Annotated in this window: 16 protein-coding genes; 9 read left to right on the top strand and 7 right to left on the bottom strand. The window is 43.3% G+C overall.

Annotation, left to right across the window (positions count from 1 at the left end):
- Positions 1–43 precede the first annotated feature (43 nt).
- Both IEY42_RS10685 and IEY42_RS10690 read left to right on the top strand, forming a co-directional pair.
- Positions 44–1,315, top strand: a complete 1,272-nt coding sequence (locus IEY42_RS10685; RefSeq protein WP_188925214.1) for a DEAD/DEAH box helicase — start codon at positions 44–46, stop codon at positions 1,313–1,315.
- On the top strand, positions 1,312–2,385 hold the full coding sequence (locus IEY42_RS10690) for a CobW family GTP-binding protein (protein ID WP_188925215.1): 1,074 nt from the start codon (positions 1,312–1,314) through the stop codon (positions 2,383–2,385). The genes IEY42_RS10685 and IEY42_RS10690 overlap by 4 nt, the downstream gene beginning before the upstream one ends.
- Before the next feature lie 126 nt (positions 2,386–2,511).
- On the opposite strand, the gene IEY42_RS10695 is transcribed toward IEY42_RS10690, so the two are convergent.
- The 3 genes from IEY42_RS10695 to nadK form a co-directional block, all read right to left on the bottom strand.
- A complete protein-coding gene (locus IEY42_RS10695) occupies positions 2,512–5,316 on the bottom strand; it encodes an FAD-binding and (Fe-S)-binding domain-containing protein (protein WP_188925216.1) in 2,805 nt (934 codons plus the stop codon).
- Positions 5,317–5,466: 150 nt separating this feature from the next.
- Positions 5,467–7,119 (bottom strand): L-lactate permease, encoded by a 1,653-nt coding sequence (locus IEY42_RS10700; RefSeq protein ID WP_188925217.1) that lies wholly within the window; start codon positions 7,117–7,119, stop codon positions 5,467–5,469.
- A 329-nt stretch (positions 7,120–7,448) separates the two neighbouring features.
- Positions 7,449–8,327 (bottom strand): NAD(+) kinase, encoded by an 879-nt coding sequence (gene nadK, locus IEY42_RS10705; protein WP_188925218.1) that lies wholly within the window; start codon positions 8,325–8,327, stop codon positions 7,449–7,451.
- A gap of 164 nt (positions 8,328–8,491) precedes the next feature.
- Between nadK and grpE the strand changes: the two genes are divergently transcribed.
- Positions 8,492–9,097 (top strand): nucleotide exchange factor GrpE, encoded by a 606-nt coding sequence (gene grpE / locus IEY42_RS10710; RefSeq protein WP_188925219.1) that lies wholly within the window; start codon positions 8,492–8,494, stop codon positions 9,095–9,097.
- A 74-nt stretch (positions 9,098–9,171) separates the two neighbouring features.
- Here the strand turns inward: grpE and dxs are convergent, their stop codons facing one another.
- From dxs to xseB, 3 genes are read right to left on the bottom strand one after another with little or no spacing between them, the layout of a single operon-like run.
- A complete protein-coding gene (gene dxs, locus IEY42_RS10715) occupies positions 9,172–11,037 on the bottom strand; it encodes a 1-deoxy-D-xylulose-5-phosphate synthase (RefSeq protein ID WP_188925220.1) in 1,866 nt (621 codons plus the stop codon).
- 22 nt (positions 11,038–11,059) lie between these two features.
- Positions 11,060–11,941 (bottom strand): (2E,6E)-farnesyl diphosphate synthase, encoded by an 882-nt coding sequence (gene ispA, locus IEY42_RS10720; RefSeq protein WP_188925221.1) that lies wholly within the window; start codon positions 11,939–11,941, stop codon positions 11,060–11,062.
- Between the two features lie 36 nt (positions 11,942–11,977).
- Complete coding sequence (xseB, locus tag IEY42_RS10725; RefSeq protein ID WP_188925222.1) at positions 11,978–12,214, bottom strand: exodeoxyribonuclease VII small subunit; 237 nt, start codon at positions 12,212–12,214, stop codon at positions 11,978–11,980.
- Between the two features lie 368 nt (positions 12,215–12,582).
- Between xseB and pomA the strand changes: the two genes are divergently transcribed.
- The 3 genes from pomA (at position 12,583) to thiI (ending at position 16,082) form a co-directional block, all read left to right on the top strand.
- Positions 12,583–13,350: a flagellar motor protein PomA gene (pomA, locus tag IEY42_RS10730; protein ID WP_188921137.1), complete on the top strand. Its 768-nt coding sequence runs from the start codon at positions 12,583–12,585 to the stop codon at positions 13,348–13,350.
- 3 nt (positions 13,351–13,353) lie between these two features.
- Positions 13,354–14,280: a flagellar motor protein MotB gene (locus tag IEY42_RS10735; RefSeq protein WP_188921139.1), complete on the top strand. Its 927-nt coding sequence runs from the start codon at positions 13,354–13,356 to the stop codon at positions 14,278–14,280.
- Between the two features lie 347 nt (positions 14,281–14,627).
- On the top strand, positions 14,628–16,082 hold the full coding sequence (thiI, locus tag IEY42_RS10740) for a tRNA uracil 4-sulfurtransferase ThiI (protein ID WP_188925223.1): 1,455 nt from the start codon (positions 14,628–14,630) through the stop codon (positions 16,080–16,082).
- A gap of 115 nt (positions 16,083–16,197) precedes the next feature.
- On the opposite strand, the gene IEY42_RS10745 is transcribed toward thiI, so the two are convergent.
- Positions 16,198–16,422 (bottom strand): hypothetical protein, encoded by a 225-nt coding sequence (locus IEY42_RS10745; RefSeq protein WP_188925224.1) that lies wholly within the window; start codon positions 16,420–16,422, stop codon positions 16,198–16,200.
- A 178-nt stretch (positions 16,423–16,600) separates the two neighbouring features.
- On the opposite strand from IEY42_RS10745, the gene IEY42_RS10750 reads away from it, so the two are divergent.
- The 3 genes from IEY42_RS10750 to IEY42_RS10760 are packed head-to-tail and all read left to right on the top strand — an operon-like array spanning position 16,601 to position 18,608.
- Positions 16,601–17,512 carry a transcriptional regulator GcvA gene (locus tag IEY42_RS10750; RefSeq protein WP_188925225.1) on the top strand — a complete coding sequence of 304 codons (912 nt, stop codon included), beginning with the start codon at positions 16,601–16,603 and terminating at the stop codon, positions 17,510–17,512.
- Positions 17,493–18,206 (top strand): alpha/beta fold hydrolase, encoded by a 714-nt coding sequence (locus IEY42_RS10755; protein ID WP_188925226.1) that lies wholly within the window; start codon positions 17,493–17,495, stop codon positions 18,204–18,206. The genes IEY42_RS10750 and IEY42_RS10755 overlap by 20 nt, the downstream gene beginning before the upstream one ends.
- Before the next feature lie 21 nt (positions 18,207–18,227).
- A complete protein-coding gene (locus IEY42_RS10760) occupies positions 18,228–18,608 on the top strand; it encodes a DUF423 domain-containing protein (protein WP_188925227.1) in 381 nt (126 codons plus the stop codon).
- Positions 18,609–18,618 lie beyond the last annotated feature (10 nt).

Consider the following 18,618-nt stretch of genomic DNA (forward strand, 5'->3'; position numbering starts at 1 on the left):
TAGTATACAATAGTGGACTATTTCATTGTCTGTTGGGTTTGTTATGTCTTTTACTTCGCTAGGGTTATCGCCATTGTTATTTGATGCGATTAATCAATCAGGTTATCACACCGCCACCCCTGTTCAACAAGCGGTTATCCCACTAGCGCTCAATGGGCAAGATGTGTTGGCCAGTGCCGAAACCGGTACCGGTAAAACAGCGGCATTTGCGTTGCCATTGTTACATCATTTGTTGCAACAGCCGATAGAAGCGTTGAGCCCAGCAGCAAGATTGCGGGTGTTAATCATGACTCCCACTCGTGAGTTGGCTATTCAAATTGAACAAAACCTCGTTAAGTACGCCCAGTTTACCGAACTTTCAAGTTTGGCTGTGTATGGCGGCGCAAGCATTAATCCTCAACGTAAAGCATTAGAGCAGGGCGTTGATGTGTTAGTTGCTACGCCAGGTCGTTTGTTTGACATTATCGGTCAACATGAATTGGATTTATCTTCAGTGACCCACCTGGTCATTGACGAAGCCGATCGCATGCTCGATTTAGGTTTTGTTAAAGACATTGAAAAAGTGAAGCGTTTAATCGCTAAACAACATCATACAATGATGTTTTCTGCGACCTTCTCTGACGATGTGAAAAGCTTGGCAGCTAACATGCTTAACCAACCTGAATATGTCCATGTTGAAACCCAAACCACAGCGGCTAATGTAAGCCAGCAAGTGTATAAAGTTGATGCGCGTCGTAAAGCAGAATTATTGTCAGAGTTGATTGGTAAACACAATTGGCAACAAGTTATGGTGTTTACCAGCCGCAAAGAAACGGCAGAACATTTATACCGTGAATTGTCATTAGACGGTATTAAGTCAGCTGTTTTCCATGGCGATAAAAGCCAAGGAGCACGCAACCGCGCCTTGGAAGAATTTAAAGCAGGGCAGTTACGGGTACTGATAGCGACTGACTTGGCGGCAAGAGGGTTAGACATTCAAGCCTTACCGCGAGTGATTAATTTTGAGTTACCAGAAGAGTGTGAAGATTACGTACACCGTGTTGGACGTACCGGTCGAGCAGGGCTTGCGGGTGAGGCTATATCGTTAGTGAGTCCACAAGAGCTTGAGTTATTAGCTGAAATTGAGCAGCTTATTGGGCGAAAATTAACCATATTTACTCCAAAAGGGTATGAAGAAGGTGCACCATTGCCCGCCAGGTACCGCGATGTGAGCCCTGACAAACCGAAAAAAGTGTTTAAACATAAGCGGGGTAAACCGTCACAAGGTGAAGCAAAACCCACTCGCAAAGGTAAATACGCGAAAACGAAGAAATGATCACTAAACCCATAAAAACCAATATTATTACTGGCTTTTTGGGTGTGGGCAAAACCACACTCATTAAGCAGTTACTGGCCAATAAACCCACTCATGAAAAGTGGGCAGTATTGGTTAATGAATTTGGCGAGATAGGTATAGATGGCGGTTTGTTGCATACGCAAGCAACGGCAGGTATAACCATTAAAGAAGTGCCTGGCGGCTGTTTATGCTGCGCAGCAGGCTTACCCACTCAAGTGGCTATTACGCAACTGATCCAGCAAGCAAAACCAGATAGATTATTGATTGAACCCACTGGGTTGGGTCATCCAGCTGAAATTGTAAAGCTTTTACAAGCAGAACATTTCCAACACGTTATTAAGGTGCAAACAAGTTTATGTCTCGTTGATGCTCGCAAAGTCAGTGATGAGCGCTATAACCGCCACGATATTTTTGTTCAGCAGTTACAGGTGGCTGATATTGTGATGGCCAATAAAGCCCAATATTATGTTGACCAAGATAAGCAGGCCTTGACTGGCTTTATGGCACAGCTTAATCGCGCAGATACGCCGGTTATTTACAATAACAGCCAGCTTATCCTGCCTGAGCACTTGCAGCACATTTTCACGCAACTGGATACATCAACCGCTCAACGTAACAAACAACCATCGCCAACCTTCAAACCTAAAAGCATGCTTAGTCCTGGTGCAGAGCAATGGCTTTTGCCCAGTGCGCCATCAACCCACACTGATGATGAGCTTCAACAACAACTTGCGCAACAGGGTTATGTTTTCAAAACTAACCAAGGCGAAGGTTGTGTCAGTTATGGTTGGATTATTGATAGTCAGCGTTGTTTTAGCTTTGAATCGTTTATGCAGTGGCTTGAGACGGTAAAAGGGTTAAAGGTACTGAGATTAAAAGCCATTGTCATTACGCTTGATGGCATATTAACCGCCAATATGGTTGATGGTAATTTGAGTCTAGATGAACATGATGATGCACTTGATTCGCGCATTGAAATCATTAGTGACAAGCAACTCGACGCTGATGGTTTACAGCAACAACTTTTAGATTGCATTGAGGTGATTTAACGCAAAAGGCTAATAATTGAATGTTGAAGCCAATATCCACATCCTGAAATAAAAATGGGCATTGATACAATATCAATGCCCATTGTGTTTTATGCTCTTATACAGGCATAAATAACCTTGCGACCCTTAGCGAGTACACTCTTCTAAAAGATACGCCAAGTGACGGTACGAAATACCACTATGTTGGGTTAAGCCCACTTCACACATTCTGTTTGCGTAGTAACCTTCTTTGGTTTCTGCTGGAATGAGTTTTTTGATATTACGTAATGCACTGGCGTTAATTTCTGGCTTATACAAGCCTTTTTCACCGGCATAACCACAACAAGTAATCCCTGCAGGCAATACCACATGGTTGGCACATGCATCAGCAATGGCTTGTTGTTTTGGCTCTAGCTTCATCTTACGGGCACTACAGCCTTGGTGTAAGGTGACGTTAGATTTTTTAGTAATCGTCATGTTAGGTAACAAGTTGTCGTGCATAAACTCGACTAGGTCGGTAATAGCCACTTTAGGGTTGCCTGTTAATGTACGGTAAGTACAAGACAAGGCATCAACCACGACCGGCACTTTACCGTTGTCAGACATCTTGCTTAGCGCCTCAATGAGCTCATCACGCTTGGCGTCGGCATTTTTAAAGTCGCCTTTTGATTCCCACATTTGGCCACAACATAAATGACGCGTATTGTCTGGAATAATCACGTTATAGCCTGCACGCTCTAACAAGGTAATAACGACTTCTGGCAGGGTACGGTTGTCAGGATCTTTTGGTGTAGGACCAAAGGTTCTGCCACCACAAGCTGGGAAGTACAACACAGTTTGTTGGTTAGGTTTATGCGCCGATGGCTTGGCTACTTTACCGCCTTTAGGGAAGTCTGGGTTCCAATAAGGCACTTCTTTGGTGATCATTCGGCCAGCATTCATGAGTGAGTTGGTGATGGTGTCACCGGTCACTTTATGAAGGATACCTAAAATATCAAAACCAGTACTGATAACTTGGTTAACCGCGCCAAAATGCTTGGCCTGGAAGTCGAGTACTTTTTGTTCTGTGGTGGTGATGTATGGTGTACGTAATTTACGCACTAACTGACCCATACTGTTATCAACAGGGCAGGCAATAGTACATAGCTGACATGCAGCACAGGTATCGACAACATCGTATTTTGCACTGGCACGCATTTCAGCCGCGGCTTGCTTATCGCCAGATTGCTCTAAACGTTCAATTTCACGTAACACGGCAATACGTTGACGTGGCGAGAAGTTAAGCGCTGATGTTGGGCAGGTCTTTTCACAGAAACCACACTCAATACACTTGTCGACAAAATCATCGACAATTGGACATGGTTTGATATTTTTAACGTGCACTTGGGCATCATCATTTAATATCACCCCTGGGTTTAATAAACCGCTAGGGTCAAAAATCTGCTTAATTTGTTTCATTAGGGTATATGCATCGCTACCCCATTCCATTTCAACAAATGGCGCTACCGCACGGCCTGTACCATGCTCAGCTTTCATTGAGCCGTCATATTTGTCGATGACCATTTCTGCCACATCTTGCATAAAGGCATGGAAACGGTCGATATCGCCTTGCGATGCAAATGTCGGTGTAATGATAAAGTGGAAGTTACCGGCAAGTGCGTGGCCGTAAATAACTCCTTCAGGGTAGCCGTGCTTGTCGAATAATGCTGTTAAATCAGCAGCAGCGCTGGCTAAGTGCTCAATTTCAAATGCAACGTCTTCAATAATGACTGACGTGCCTTTCGGGCGTGCACCACCAATAATAGGGAACAAGCCAGAGCGCATGGCCCAGTATTGACCAAATACCGCAGGATCTTTACTGAACTCAATTGGGCGTTCTGTTTTAATGTGAGCAATTTTTTCGATAACGTCACGGGTGTAGCTATCAAGGGTTTCTGAATCATTGGCTCGAGATTCAATCAACAAAATGGCAGCGCCTTCTGGCAACTCGCTTAGCCATTCAGGCATACCTGCTTTACCGGTAACTGACTTAATAGACGCCCAGTCGAGTAATTCTGCTGCAGCAACACTGTCACCTTTAATTAATGGGATGGCACTGGCGGCATCTTCCATGTTGAAAAACACAGCCATGGCAGAGGCTTTAAATTGTGCTTCTTCGACGGTGTGATAAGTGATCTCATTAACGAAAGCTAAGGTACCTTCAGAGCCCACAATCAAATGGTTAATGATGTCGAATGGGTCCGTAAAGTCGACCAACGAGTTGATGCTGTAACCCGTGGTATTTTTAATCGAGAACTTTTTACGAATACGTGCCGCTAACGTTGGGTTATTTTGAGTTAACTCTGCTAAGTCAGTTAATGCTGCTAATAACATTGCATGCGATTGACTGAATGCGGCTTTTGAATGAGGGCAACCCGTGTCTAATTCAGTGCCATCGACTAGCATTAATTTTGCCGACTTGATGGTTTGGTAACTGTTTTGTGCTGTACCACAGCACATGCCTGAGGCGTTGTTGGCAACCATGCCGCCAATTTGTGCCGAGGCAAGGGTGGCAGGGTCTGGGCCAATCTTTTTGTTAAATGGCTTCAATGCCGCATTAGCGTCAGAACCAATAACTGCAGCACCTAACGCGATAGATGATTTATCTTCGCTAATGTCGATGGTTCTAAAGCCATCATGACCTAGTATTAATAAAATACCTTCGCCAATAGCTTGCCCAGATAAGCTGGTACCTGCTGCACGGAATGTTACTGGCACATTATGTGCTCTAGCAACATTAAGGGTGATTTTGACTTGTTCTACGGTATCAGCGTGGACAACAATTTCTGGTACGATACGGAAATAACTTGCATCCGTAGACCAGGCAAAGCGACGTACAGGATCATTTGAGACAGCATCGCTTCCCAATTGAGACGTTAAAATATCCATTACTACTTGATAGTTAATAGTCATAACTTGCTCTCTTAACACTCTAATATTTAGCAGGCTATGTTTGCCAGCTCTCGTTAATCTCAATAATAAATAGAAGCTGCAATAAACTTTTTCTGATTATCGCAGCTTCAAATGCATTGAGTTGTCATACTCTACAACAATTAGCTTAGATTAAAATCCGCCCCAAATCACTGCGATAGTGCCTGCTACCATGGCATAACCAAGGGCGATAGGCATTGTTTTACGAATAATTTCAGATTCACGTCCCGCCATACCTACAACAGTTGCAGCAGCTACTACGTTCATCACACACATCATGTTACCGGCGTTAGCGCCAATACCTTGAAGTGCTAACACTAAGGCATGGTTCATGCCGATATTGTCGGCTACAGAATACTGTAAACCAGAGAACATCATGTTTGAGAAGGTGGCAGAACCAGACAAGAATGCACCAAAAATCCCTACAACTGGTGATACCCATGCCCAAACAGCTCCCATGCTGTTTGCCAATAGGTCAGCTAACGCAACTGGCATAGACGCAAGGCCAGCACCATTTTCGCCAGAGTTTAGGAAGATTTTAACCATTGGCACAGATGCGCCTAATGAGATAATTGTTGGTAACATTGATTTGCACGATACAGTGATAGACTGCTTCATTGCTTGTGGTTTCATTTTGAACAATACAAAACCAAATAAACATACTACGACGAAGAAGATGCCTGGTGCATAAAAGGTGGCAAATCCCGCTTTTAATTCAGTACCAAGTAATCCAGTCCAACTAATATTGAAGCTTGTTAACCAGCTCTTGAACGGTCCAATGACACGAGAAAGAACCAGTAATGCCGCCATGATGATATATGGAGACCAAGCTGCAACTTGAGAAAATTTAACCGGTGTTTGGCCAACGGCTAACTCTTCTTCAGATTTGTTGTCATTTTCACTAAAGTCACACCAAGGTTGTGAAGGCAGTAACCAGCCTTTTTTAGCCACAGGAATGACTAACGCCATACCAACAAGCGCACCAATAACAGATGGGAACTCAGGACCAGCAAAGAAGTTAATTAACCATGCTGGAATCGTAAATGCAAAACCTGCAAAAATGGCAAACTTCCAAATTTGTAGGCCTTCTTTAATTGATTTGTTACGACCAAAGAAACCCGTTAATACACATACCATGACTAATGGTATGAGGGTACCAGTCAACAAGTCGATGGTGATCATGTGCTTAGCAATAAACTGCGCATAACCGACAAAGGTGCCGCCATGATCAGCTAATTGAGCCGCAGCCATGTTAACGCCGCCTTCAGTTAAGCCTTGTTCCATACCAAATAATACGGGTAGACCAATCGCACCAAATGATACTGCTGTTGAGTCACCTATCAAGGCAACTACTGCAGCTGCAATAGGTGGCACGCCGAGTAACACTAACAACGGCGCCCCAATTGCCGCTGGTGTACCAAAGCCTGCAGAGCCTTCGATAAATGAACCAAATAACCAACAAATAATGACAACTTGCACTCGCGCGTCGGCGCTAATGTTGGTAAAACCTGAGCGGATGGTGTCCATCGCGCCAGAATATTTTAGGGTATTTAACAAAAACACCGCGCCAAAAATAATGGTAAGCGGTGTTAATGCGGATAAAAGTCCTTCTACAACTGAAGCTGCGAGCAGCATAGTGTCCATTTGCCAAATAAAGACTGCAGCCAGACCTGTTGCAATCGCTGATATTGGCATAGCTTTAGATGCCGGTAAGCGCATGAGTACTAAAAATACCATTACGCTTATAATGGGCGTTAAGCTTGCTAGTAACTGTAAAAATGTCATGTATACCTCTGTATCACTAATAGTGGGTATTAAATTGTTATTATTTGTTAGCTTTTCGCTAACTAGGGCGTAATAGACGTTATTTAAGTGTTAAAAGTGTTGATCGAGATCATCGAATACACCGGAAACACCGCTCGCGAGTAGAAGTGAGATCTACTTCTAATAGCTGTATTTTTAATGTTTGTTTTAGATCACATTTTTATGTTTTGAAATAGACACAAAAATAAAGCCACTCGATTTAACGAGTGGCTTATGATAGCGTTATTTAGCGCTTGTTAATGTGAAGAGTTTCACGCGAGAGAAATACAAGGTGTGAGTTTTATCAAAAGTTAGAAAAGTTTACTGCCCCAACCTAATTTATTTCGCAGAACATGGAAATAGTTATGCCCTTTAGGATGAATTAACCGCAAGCGTTCATTAGAGCGACGAATAAAAATTTCATCACCCGGTAAGACGGCTAAATGCACATGACCATCACAACTCACTTCTAGGTTTTCATCATTGTTAGGCGATACGACTAATTTAATATTACTGCAGGCATCAACCACAATCGGTCGGCATGACAGCGTATGCGGAAACATAGGTACTAAAATAAGTGCTTGTAAATTAGGTGTTAAAATTGATCCTCCTGCCGATAAAGAATAGGCAGTCGATCCGGTAGGGGTTGAAACAATCATGCCATCTGCACGTTGGCTGTACATAAGTTGTTCATCAATATACACCTCAAATTGGATCATGTGCGCAATTTTACCCGGATGTAACACCGCCTCATTAACGGCGGTGTTACTGGCGGTGATTTTGCCATGACGATGAACTTCCGCTTCAAGTAAGAAACGATGTTCAGTTTCAAACTCACCGTCTAAGACTTTAGACAATGCATCTTCAAAGTTGTCGGGAGGCAGGTCAGTTAAAAAGCCAAGATTACCACGGTTTACGCCAATAACGGCCACATCAAAACGGGCCAGAACGCGCGCAGCACCTAGCATATTACCGTCGCCACCCACGACGATAGCAAGATCACAATGCTCGCCCATTTCGAGCAAATCCATAGAACAAATGTCGGCACCTAGCTCTGCAGATACGCGCTCTTCTACAATCACTTTAAAGCCCTGAACACTGAGCCAATGATGCAAACGCCTCAGGGTTTGGTTAGTGCCTTGGTGATGTGGCTTGCCAATAAGTCCGATTGTGTTGAACAATTTAGTCATATTCGTGTTTGTTCTGCCTTTAGGCCTTGAAACATAAGAATTGATCCCCATAATATACTCAAACTTATTAAAAGTGTGATAATTGCTGTCAATTAATTCAGTAGTTGGACACTTTATTTTTGTATTAATATATCCAATATTGCATTTTTTTAGCTGGAGTGAAAATGAGCAACGAATCGAACAACGCACCGCAAGATCAAGTGGAAGATGTGGTTACACCTGAAGTCGTGGCTGATGAAGCGAGTTTGATGGATGAATTGACCCAAGCCAATTTTCGCATTGAAGAACTAGAGCAGCAATTAGCAGAAAGCCAAGCTGCACTTGAAGAGCGTAAAGATGTTGAAATGCGCGCTGCAGCAGAAACGCAAAATATCCGTACTCGTGCTGCAAAAGATGTTGAACAAGCGCGTAAGTTTGCGTTAGAAAAGTTCACCAATGAATTATTGCCAGTGATTGACAATATGGAGCGTGCGCTACAGGGAACAGATCCTGAAGACGAAGCGACTAAAGCGATTTACGAAGGTGTTGAATTGACCATGAAAGGGTTCTTAACATCGGTAGAAAAGTTTGGTGTCACCCAGGTTAACCCACTAGGCGATGCATTTAACCCTGACCATCACCAAGCCATTGGTATGCAGCCAAGTGCTGAGTACCCTGCTAACACGGTAATGATGGTAATGCAGAAAGGTTACTTGCTTAACGACCGTTTGTTACGCCCGGCCATGGTAATGGTATCTCAAGGCGGTAATAGCGTAGATGTTGAAGCATAAATTCAACTAAATAACAGACACAAAAAAGGACTGAATTTTCAGTCCTTTTTTATGCTTTAAATCATCGTAAATCTTTATGCTACAAAGGCCTGGATTTGCGCCAAAATACCTAGAGCGTCCAGTTGCAGTTCTGCGGTAATTTCATCGGGTGAGCCATGCTTAATGAACTCATCTGGTAAACCAATCAATAATACCGGTTTTACAATACGCATCTTTTGTAGTGTTTCTAATACGCTAGAGCCTGCACCACCTAATACTGCGTTTTCTTCAACTGAGACAATAATATCGTGGCTATTGGCAAGCTCTGCGAGTAAGTCGACATCCAAAGGTTTCACAAAACGCATATCTGCCACAGTAGCGTCAAGTTGCTCTGCTGCTTCTAGTGTTGCCGCTAGGGTGGTGCCAAAGTTAACAATGGCTATCTTTTTACCCTGACGTTTTATTAACCCCTTACCTATCGGTAGGGTGGTCATCTGTTCGACTTGCTCGGCACCGGTAGCGCTCCCTCTTGGGTAACGTACAGCTGTAGGGCCGTCTTGATAACAATATCCGGTATACAGCATTTGGCGACATTCGTTTTCGTCAGATGGCGCCATAATCACCATGTTAGGGATACAACGCATAAAGCTTAAGTCAAAGGCGCCTTGGTGAGTTGGGCCGTCTGCACCCACAATGCCACCACGGTCAATGGCAAACAATACGGGTAAACGTTGCAAGGCAACATCATGAATTAATTGATCATAACCGCGTTGCAAAAAGGTCGAATAAATCGCAACGACCGGTTTCAGTCCTTCACAAGCAAATCCGGCGCCCAACGTTACGGCATGTTGTTCGGCGATGGCCGCATCAAAATACTGTTTGGGGAAACGCTGGGAAAACTCAACCATCCCCGAGCCTTCACGCATTGCTGGCGTTATCGCCATCAACTTGTCATCCTGGGCAGCGACATCACATAACCATTTACCAAAAACTTGCGAGAACGTTGGTAAGCCTGGCTTGGTTACCGGCTTTTTAAATTGGCTTGGGTCAAATTTAGGCACCGCATGCCAGCCGATAGGATCTTTTTCTGCAGGCTCATAACCACGACCTTTCTTGGTCATGATATGCAGCATTTGTGGGCCTTTTAAATTACGCATATTACGCAGAGTTTCAACTAATGAATCCACGTCGTGGCCATCAATAGGGCCGATGTAATTAAACCCTAATTCTTCAAATAATGTGGCAGGAACAACCATGCCTTTTAGGTGTTCTTCGGTGCGCTTGGCCATTTCTTTAATGACGGGCATGCCTTTGAGCACTTTTTTGCTGTTTTCGCGGATAGTGGTGTAAAAACGCCCTGACATTAATTGGGCTAAATGGTTGTTTAGCGCGCCGACGTTTTCAGAAATCGACATTTCATTGTCGTTTAACACAACCAGCATGTCTTTGTGTAAATCACCCGCGTGGTTCATGGCTTCAAACACCATACCACCTGTCATGGCGCCATCACCGATCACTGCAACAACTTTACGTCCGTCGGCTTCTTTTTCGGCGGCAATAGCCATGGCTAACGCCGCACTGACAGACGTGCCCGAGTGACCCACACTAAAGGTGTCGTATTGGCTTTCTTCACGCCATGGGAAAGGGTGCAAACCATTTTTTTGCCTAATGGTGTGCATGCGTTCGCGGCGGTCAGTTAAAATTTTATGTGGATATGCCTGGTGTCCAACGTCCCAAATTAATCGATCAAAAGGGGTGTTGTAGACATAATGAAGGGCCACAGTTAATTCAACTGTGCCTAAGCCAGACGCAAAATGTCCGCTGGAAATACCAACAGACTGAAGTAAGAATTGTCTAAGTTCATCAGACACTTGTGGAAGAAGACCTTGCGGTAACTTCCGTAATTCTTCTGGCGTATTAGCTTGTGCTAGTACTGGGAATTTAGAAATATCGAAACTCATAGCGAGATATTCTGACTCTTTATTATAATCTTCGCTCAATAATGTAGCGGGCGAAGTCTGCAATTAACTGGCTATTGTATGGTAATTTAGTCAGCGCTGATAGTGCATCTTGTATTAGTTGTTCCGCACAGGCCTTTGCACCATCAAGACCTAACAGTTTAGGGAAGGTGCTTTTATTGGATTGCTCATCACTGCCTTGAGGTTTCCCCAGCTCTTCCGTGCTTGCGGTTATATCTAAAATATCGTCCTGAACTTGAAATGCTAACCCTAAGGCTTGGGCATATTGCATCATCAGTTGATATTGTTCTGCGGGTGCATTGGCGGCAATTAACGCCATTTCTACGGCACAACTAATTAATGCCCCGGTTTTTTTATTGTGTAATTCGGTTAAGCGTTGTAGTTCAATACTGTGATTAGTGGCACTAAGATCAATCGCCTGACCGCCACACATGCCTTGATAACCTGCTGCTTTTGCCAATACTCTTACCATGGCAAGTTGTTGAGTGGGGCTTAAATCATCACTGATTGATGTCATGATTTCAAATGCCAATGTTTGCAGTGCATCGCCTGCTAAAATCGCTGTCGCTTCATCAAATGCGACATGAACCGTAGGTTGGCCGCGGCGCAGTGCATCATTGTCCATAGCCGGTAAATCGTCATGAATTAATGAATAAGCATGAATGCATTCAATGGCTGCAGCGGCTTTGTCTAGAGCGTTAATATTAACACTAAACATGTTACCTACAGCGTAAACTAAAAAAGGGCGAATGCGTTTACCGCCCAATAATGCGCCGTGTAACATTGCGGCTTTTAAATTGGGGGCAGCATCATCGAGTTGATTTAAATGCTGTTCAAGAATGGCATCAACTCGTTTTTGGTAAGTTTTGATTGCTTCAGCTAACACGTATTAAGACCTATGCTTCAATATTACGAATTGAGATTATTCAGCTTCTACGGTAAATGGTGCGAGTTCGGCATCATTTTCATTTAATAAAATAGACACTTTTTGCTGAGCTTGTTCAAGCTTAGTTTGGCTTTGACGAACCAAATTAATACCACGCTCAAATTGTTTTAGCGCGTCATCAAGTGACACTTCACCTTGCTCTAAGTGAGCGACAATGGTTTCGAGCTCAGATAACGATTGCTCAAAACTGAGATTTTCTGGTTTTTTAGCCACGATTAATTTTCCTTTCTTTGCGCGAGTGACAAGGTATATCAGCCCAGCGTATCGGTCAAATACAGTCGTCTGTTATTTGCTCAACAGCACGCTTTGTTATTGAATTTTTTTTAGAAACAATAAAATCGAGCTAAACTTGAGCCGACTTTGTCCGATAAAGAGTTAAGATTTTAAATTGTTAACGAAAATGATTTCTTGAAACAAGTATTGCTGATTATCATAATGACTTGAGAAACTTTTGCAGCAATGCAAAACGATTAACATTATGATTGTATTATACGATTGATATAGCATATCGAATTTACCGTGCGAAGCCGTTTTTTATAGAGCACAAAAAGCAGAGTCATCACTGCGATTGAGGAGAGGTTGTGGATTTAGCTACCCTGATAGGTATTATTGGTGCTTTTGCATTTATTATTGGCGCCATGGTGACCAGTGGCGGTATCGGTTTATTTATCGATGTACCTTCTGTATTGATCGTAATCATGGGCTCTTTGTTTGTTGTCATGATGAAGTTCAACCTAAAGCAATTTTTAGGGTCGATAAAAATCGGCATGAAAGCCTTCATGTTTAAAATTGATAAACCTGAAGATTTAATCGAGCAATCTGTCACCATGGCTGACGCTGCCCGTAAAGGTGGTTTTTTGGCGTTAGAAGAAGCGGTGATCACCAATACTTTTATGCAAAAAGCGGTCGATATGCTGGTTGATGGTCACGATGGTGACGTGGTGCGTAATGCCCTTGAAAAAGATATCTCGTTAACCGAAGAACGTCACAAAATGGGGATTAGCATTTTTAAAGCCATGGGTGATGTTGCGCCTGCTATGGGGATGATTGGTACGCTGGTGGGATTAGTGGCCATGCTGTCAAACATGGATGACCCTAAATCGATTGGTCCCTCTATGGCTGTTGCTTTATTAACCACACTTTATGGCGCGATCATTGCGAACATGATTGCAATCCCTATGGCCGATAAACTGTCACTGCGCATGGGCGAAGAACTGCTTAATCGTAACTTAATTATGGATGCGGTTCTGGCGATACAAGACGGTCAAAACCCGCGAGTAATTGAAGGATTTTTAAAGAATTACCTCGCTGAAAAACAACGTGCAATTGATACAACGGACGGAGAATAACTCATGGCTAAGGCCAAGTGTGATTGTCCACCAGCAGGCGCCCCTATGTGGCTGGCAACCTTTGCTGACTTAATGTCATTGCTGATGTGCTTCTTCGTATTGTTGTTAGCATTCTCAGAAATGGACGTGATGAAGTTTAAGCAAATTGCGGGCTCGATGAAATATGCGTTTGGTGTACAAAACAAAGTTGAAGTGAAAGATATTCCGAAAGGCACCTCTGTCATTGCGCTTGAGTTTCGCCCGGGCAGACCTGATCCCACCCCGATTGAAATCATTAACCAACAAACTAATGAAATGACTCAGCCAACCATTGAGTATCAAGCCGGTGAAGAAGACAGTGCAGGTGGTACCCAAAAACAATCTGGTGAGCAACGTGGTGGTAATGCGGCCGCAACGGCGCAGCAAGAAGCGGAAGCTGTAAAAAAAGCCGCAGCATCAGCGCAAGAAAATATTAATGAACAAGTTAAAAAGATGGCCGAAAAGCTCAACGAAGAAATTGTTGATGGCGCCATTGAAATTGAATCACTTGGGCAACAAATTATTATTCGAATTCGTGAAAAAGGCTCGTTTGCGTCAGGTTCGGGTTTCTTACAGCCTAAATTTAAGCCTATTGTGCGCTCTATTGGCGCATTATTGAAAGACGTGCCCGGTATTGTGACCGTGTCTGGTCATACTGATGGCGCGCACATTAGCAATGAGCTTTACAGTTCAAACTGGGAGCTCTCAAGCCAGCGTGCAGTTGCGGTTGCTGACGAGCTACGCCGAGTACCAGGGTTTGACGAAACTCGCATGAAAGTTGTGGGAGAGGCTTCTAACAGACCATTAGTGCCCAATGACACCAATGAAAACCGCACGCGTAATCGCCGTGTCGAGATTTCAATTGAGCAAGGTAAAGCGAAAGAGTCAAACGAGATAACCGTGTCTGAATAAGCTTAATCCCTTATAAAGTTGATTACTTTTAGTCGTGATACCCAAAGCGCAACCTGATAAGGTTGCGCTTTTTGTTATCAAAATGTTTTGTGAATGGTGCGACTTAAACAAAATGAATGATTAAAAAGTGAATATGTTTGGTTAATAGGTATCATTTGGTATAATCCGCGAATTATTGCTTACCATTTGGTACCGATTTAACCATAAATCGGCATACCCTAAATCAGTAAGCTGTTTTTCAATTTTATAATCAACGTATTACAACTCTTTGAGTTAGCGATGCTAAGCACTTACTCGGTGCTTGCTAAGTGCTGTGCTATTGAATTTGTTATGCCTGCGGACGCCCCATGAAGTTTATTGTAAAGCTGTACCCTGAAATTATGATGAAGAGCAAGTCGGTAAGATTGCGATTTACCAAAATGCTCGAAACCAATATCCGTAATGTACTGAAAAAAGTCGATGAAGATGCCAAAGTACAACGTTTATACGATCGAATTTTAGTGAAAGTGCCAGACAATAAACCTGAACTTATCGACGCGTTTGCTGAACGTTTAAGTTGCATTCCGGGTATTGCTCATGTGGTGCAAGTGAGTGAATACGGTTTTGATTCGGTCGATCATATTTATCAACAGGTGTTACCTAAATACCGCGATGAGCTTGCCGGTAAAACGTTTTGTGTCCGTGTAAAGCGTTCGGGTAAGCATGACTTTAACTCTATTGACGTGGAACGCTATGTTGGCGGTGGCTTAAATCAGCACACTGATGCATTAGGGGTGAAGCTTAAAAATCCAGATATCACTGTGAACCTTGAAATCGATCAAGACAAATTATACATGGTCGAGCGTCGTATTGAGGGCTTAGGCGGTTTTCCTATGGCGACTCAAGAAGATGTGTTATCGCTGATTTCAGGTGGTTTTGACTCTGGTGTATCGAGCTTTCAGTTTATTAAAAAGGGTGCGCGTACCCATTATTGTTTCTTTAACCTTGGTGGTGCTCAGCACGAGATCGGGGTTAAGCAAGTGGCTTTTCATTTATGGCAAAAGTACGGCGAATCTCACAAGGTCCGCTTTGTTTCTGTGCCGTTTGAACCTGTGGTCCAGGAGATCCTCGAGCGGATTGATAACGGACAAATGGGTGTAGTTCTTAAGCGTATGATGATGCGAGCTGCCACGCGTATTGCTGATAAATTTGGGATTCAAGCCTTGGTTACGGGTGAGAGTTTAGGCCAAGTATCTAGCCAAACCTTAACCAATTTAAACGTGATTGACCGCTGTACAGATTTACTGATTTTGCGTCCACTTATTGCTATGGACAAGCAGGATATTATTAATCAAAGCCGTGTGATTGGCACTGAAGATTTTGCCAAGTCAATTCCAGAGTATTGTGGCGTTATTTCACAAAAGCCAACCGTGAAAGCCGTGTTGTCTAAAGTTGAAAAAGAAGAACTTAAATTCTCTGAAGACTTAATTGACCGCGTTGTTGATGCGGCCGTAGTGATGGACATTCGGGATATTGAAGCTGAAATGAATAAACAGGTGACTGAAACTGAAACCGTTAAAGATGTCGCGTCAGGCGAGATTGTCATTGATGTCCGTGCGCCAGAAGAAGAAGAGCGTGCGCCATTAGAAATGGATAACGTGATGGTGAAAACCATTCCATTTTTTAAACTTGCTACTCAGTTTGCCGATTTAGATAACAGCAAAACGTATTTACTTTACTGCGACCGTGGTGTCATGAGTAAGTTGCAAGCGCTGTACTTAATTGAACAAGGCTACACTAACGTTAAAGTGTATCGCCCATAAGTATCTGTAAGCATCAGGCTAACTCACAATTGATGTTGTTGGTTAGCCTATGATTAACAGCCACAAAAAAACCGCATTTAATGCGGTTTTTTTGTGTCAGTGTACTGAATTGCGATTAGTTTGCTTGAGTTGCTTCAGAAGTTTTTTGTGCTTCTTCATTGTCTGCAACTAAAATACTGTTAACATCGTCATTGATATCAACTTTCATCGCTTCAATGCTTTGTGATAGCTCGGCATGTAAGTCGGCCATATCAATCGCTTCTAATTCGGTTGCTTGCGCTGTGCTTAATCCGATGAACGTTGTTAAGGTAATAGCAAAAACAGTTTTTAGGTTGAACATAGGGGGAAACCTCTAGGCTAATTATTCACATTTGCCGGACTATCCCGATTCCCTCGTAGAGATTGTCCAACTGTATTTTCAATGCTGCTAATTTAACCAAACACAGTGTTCTTTACAAACGACAAAAAATAACGATAATCATTAGAAAAACTAATCAATAAACGAGAGACTGATCACTATGTCTAGACGATTGCCCCCGTTAAATGCAGTTAAAGCATTTGAGGCTGCAGCAAGACATCTGAGCTTTACCCGCGCCGCAGAAGAGTTGTTTGTGACTCAAGCAGCGGTAAGTCATCAGATTAAAGCGTTAGAAGATTTTTTAGGGCTAAAGTTGTTTCGACGCAAGAATCGATCATTATTGTTAACAGAAGAAGGCCAAAGCTACTTTCTCGACATTAAAGATATTTTTATTGAGTTAGGTGAAGCCACAAATCGCTTACTTGCGCGTAGTGCCGTAGGTTCATTAACCGTGAGTATGTCACCGAGTTTTGCGATTCAATGGTTAGTACCCAGATTAGCTAAATTCAGTGAAAAGAACCCTGACATTGACGTTCGAATTAAAGCTGTCGACAGTGAGACTAACTCATTAACCGACGATGTTGATGTGGCTATTTATTATGGGCAAGGTAACTGGCCAGGTTTGCGCGCCGATAAATTACGCAACGAAGTGCTGATCCCGGTATGTTCGCCTTTATTGCTTAATGGCCCTAAACCATTAACTCAACCCAGCGATTTAAAGTTTCATACTTTGCTGCACGATGCGAATCGTCAAGACTGGCAAGCTTGGTTTAGGCAATGCGGTGTGACAGATGTGAATGTTAATCAGGGACCTATCTTTAGCCACTCATCACTGGTGCTGCAAGCCGCGGCTCACGGCCAGGGTGTCGCTTTAGGTTACAGCGTATTGGCAAGGCCAGACATTACAGCGGGCCGCTTGATTTGCCCGTTCTCTGAAGTGCTGGTGAGTAAAGATGCCTATTACTTGGTGTGCCAACAAAATCATTCTGAAATAGGTAAAATATCGGCGTTTAGAGAATGGATGGTCGATATGTTTGCTGAGGAGTCTCGCAGTGAACTGCTTACCGGATAGTCAAACTGAGCTGGCGCAAGATTATGTTTTGCAGGGAGCTAAAAGTGATACGCTGATTATTTTTGCTCATGGGGCTGGTGCCAATATGCACCATGAGTTTATGGTCAATATGAGTGATAAACTGGTTAAAAACGGTTTTCAGGTGTATCGGTTTAATTTTTTATATATGCAAGCCAACATGCAAGATGGTAAGCGTCGTCCCCCTGACAGAGCACCTAAGTTACTCAATCATTTTGAGCAGGTATTGCTCGATGTGGCCGACAAAATAAAGCAAGGGCTGATAAATCCCAAACGCATCGTCGTAATGGGTAAGTCGATGGGTGGGCGAATGTCGGCCATATTAACCAGCGCTGAGCACGTATTTTTATCGGCTCAAGCTAAAGACGTTGCAGCTAACATTTGTGCAGTAGTCTGCCTCGGTTATCCATTTGTTCCGTTAAAAGGTGGCGAGCCGCGTCTATCACCGATACAAACGAATCCATTACCAATACTAATCGTTCAAGGTGAGCGCGATAAGTTTGGCGGGCGTGAGCAAGTGCCTTCCTGGTCATTGTCAGAAAACACCTCCATATGTTGGATAGGTGATGGCGACCATAGCCTACAACCGCGTAAATCTTCGGGTTATACACTAGAAGGTAATTTACAACAGGCCAGCGATGGCATCAGCCAATTTATCGCTTCAGTTCGTGTTTAAGCATGTTAAAAGGTAAGTGAAATGAACAAAGGATTATTGTTACTGGCAACCTTTAGTGGTTTTTTAGCGGTGTCATTGGGTGCATTTGGGGCCCATGGGCTTAAATCGATTGCCCCACCAGAGCTTGTTAGTATCTTTAAACTTGGCGTCGACTATCAGTTTTATCACACCTTTGCGCTTATTGCGCTAGCTTTTTCTGGCCATTGGATTACCTCAAAACTACTCAACTGGGCGGCTTATAGTTTTATTGCCGGAATAGTGTTGTTTTCAGGCTCGCTTTATTTGTATGCCTTTACAGGTGCCAAATGGATTGGACCCATTACGCCATTAGGTGGTTTGTGTTTTCTGATGGGATGGCTGTTATTTGCTGTCGCCATTTGGCAATCAAAAGCGGCGAAATAATACCGCGGCT

The sequence above is a fragment of the Shewanella algicola genome (assembly GCF_014648035.1).
In the GTDB taxonomy this organism is placed as follows: domain Bacteria; phylum Pseudomonadota; class Gammaproteobacteria; order Enterobacterales; family Shewanellaceae; genus Shewanella; species Shewanella algicola.

Bases quoted from the DNA above. Each gene is read 5' to 3' on its own strand.
- IEY42_RS10695 (WP_188925216.1), bottom strand. From the start codon at position 5,316: ATGACTATTAACTATCAAGTAGTAATGGATATTTTAACGTCTCAATTG.
- IEY42_RS10700 (WP_188925217.1), bottom strand. From the start codon at position 7,119: ATGACATTTTTACAGTTACTAGCAAGCTTAACGCCCATTATAAGCGTA.
- IEY42_RS10690 (WP_188925215.1), top strand. From the start codon at position 1,312: ATGATCACTAAACCCATAAAAACCAATATTATTACTGGCTTTTTGGGT.
- grpE (WP_188925219.1), top strand. From the start codon at position 8,492: ATGAGCAACGAATCGAACAACGCACCGCAAGATCAAGTGGAAGATGTG.
- IEY42_RS10760 (WP_188925227.1), top strand. From the start codon at position 18,228: ATGAACAAAGGATTATTGTTACTGGCAACCTTTAGTGGTTTTTTAGCG.
- IEY42_RS10745 (WP_188925224.1), bottom strand. From the start codon at position 16,422: ATGTTCAACCTAAAAACTGTTTTTGCTATTACCTTAACAACGTTCATC.
- IEY42_RS10685 (WP_188925214.1), top strand. From the start codon at position 44: ATGTCTTTTACTTCGCTAGGGTTATCGCCATTGTTATTTGATGCGATT.
- nadK (WP_188925218.1), bottom strand. From the start codon at position 8,327: ATGACTAAATTGTTCAACACAATCGGACTTATTGGCAAGCCACATCAC.
- IEY42_RS10750 (WP_188925225.1), top strand. From the start codon at position 16,601: ATGTCTAGACGATTGCCCCCGTTAAATGCAGTTAAAGCATTTGAGGCT.
- thiI (WP_188925223.1), top strand. From the start codon at position 14,628: ATGAAGTTTATTGTAAAGCTGTACCCTGAAATTATGATGAAGAGCAAG.
- IEY42_RS10735 (WP_188921139.1), top strand. From the start codon at position 13,354: ATGGCTAAGGCCAAGTGTGATTGTCCACCAGCAGGCGCCCCTATGTGG.
- dxs (WP_188925220.1), bottom strand. From the start codon at position 11,037: ATGAGTTTCGATATTTCTAAATTCCCAGTACTAGCACAAGCTAATACG.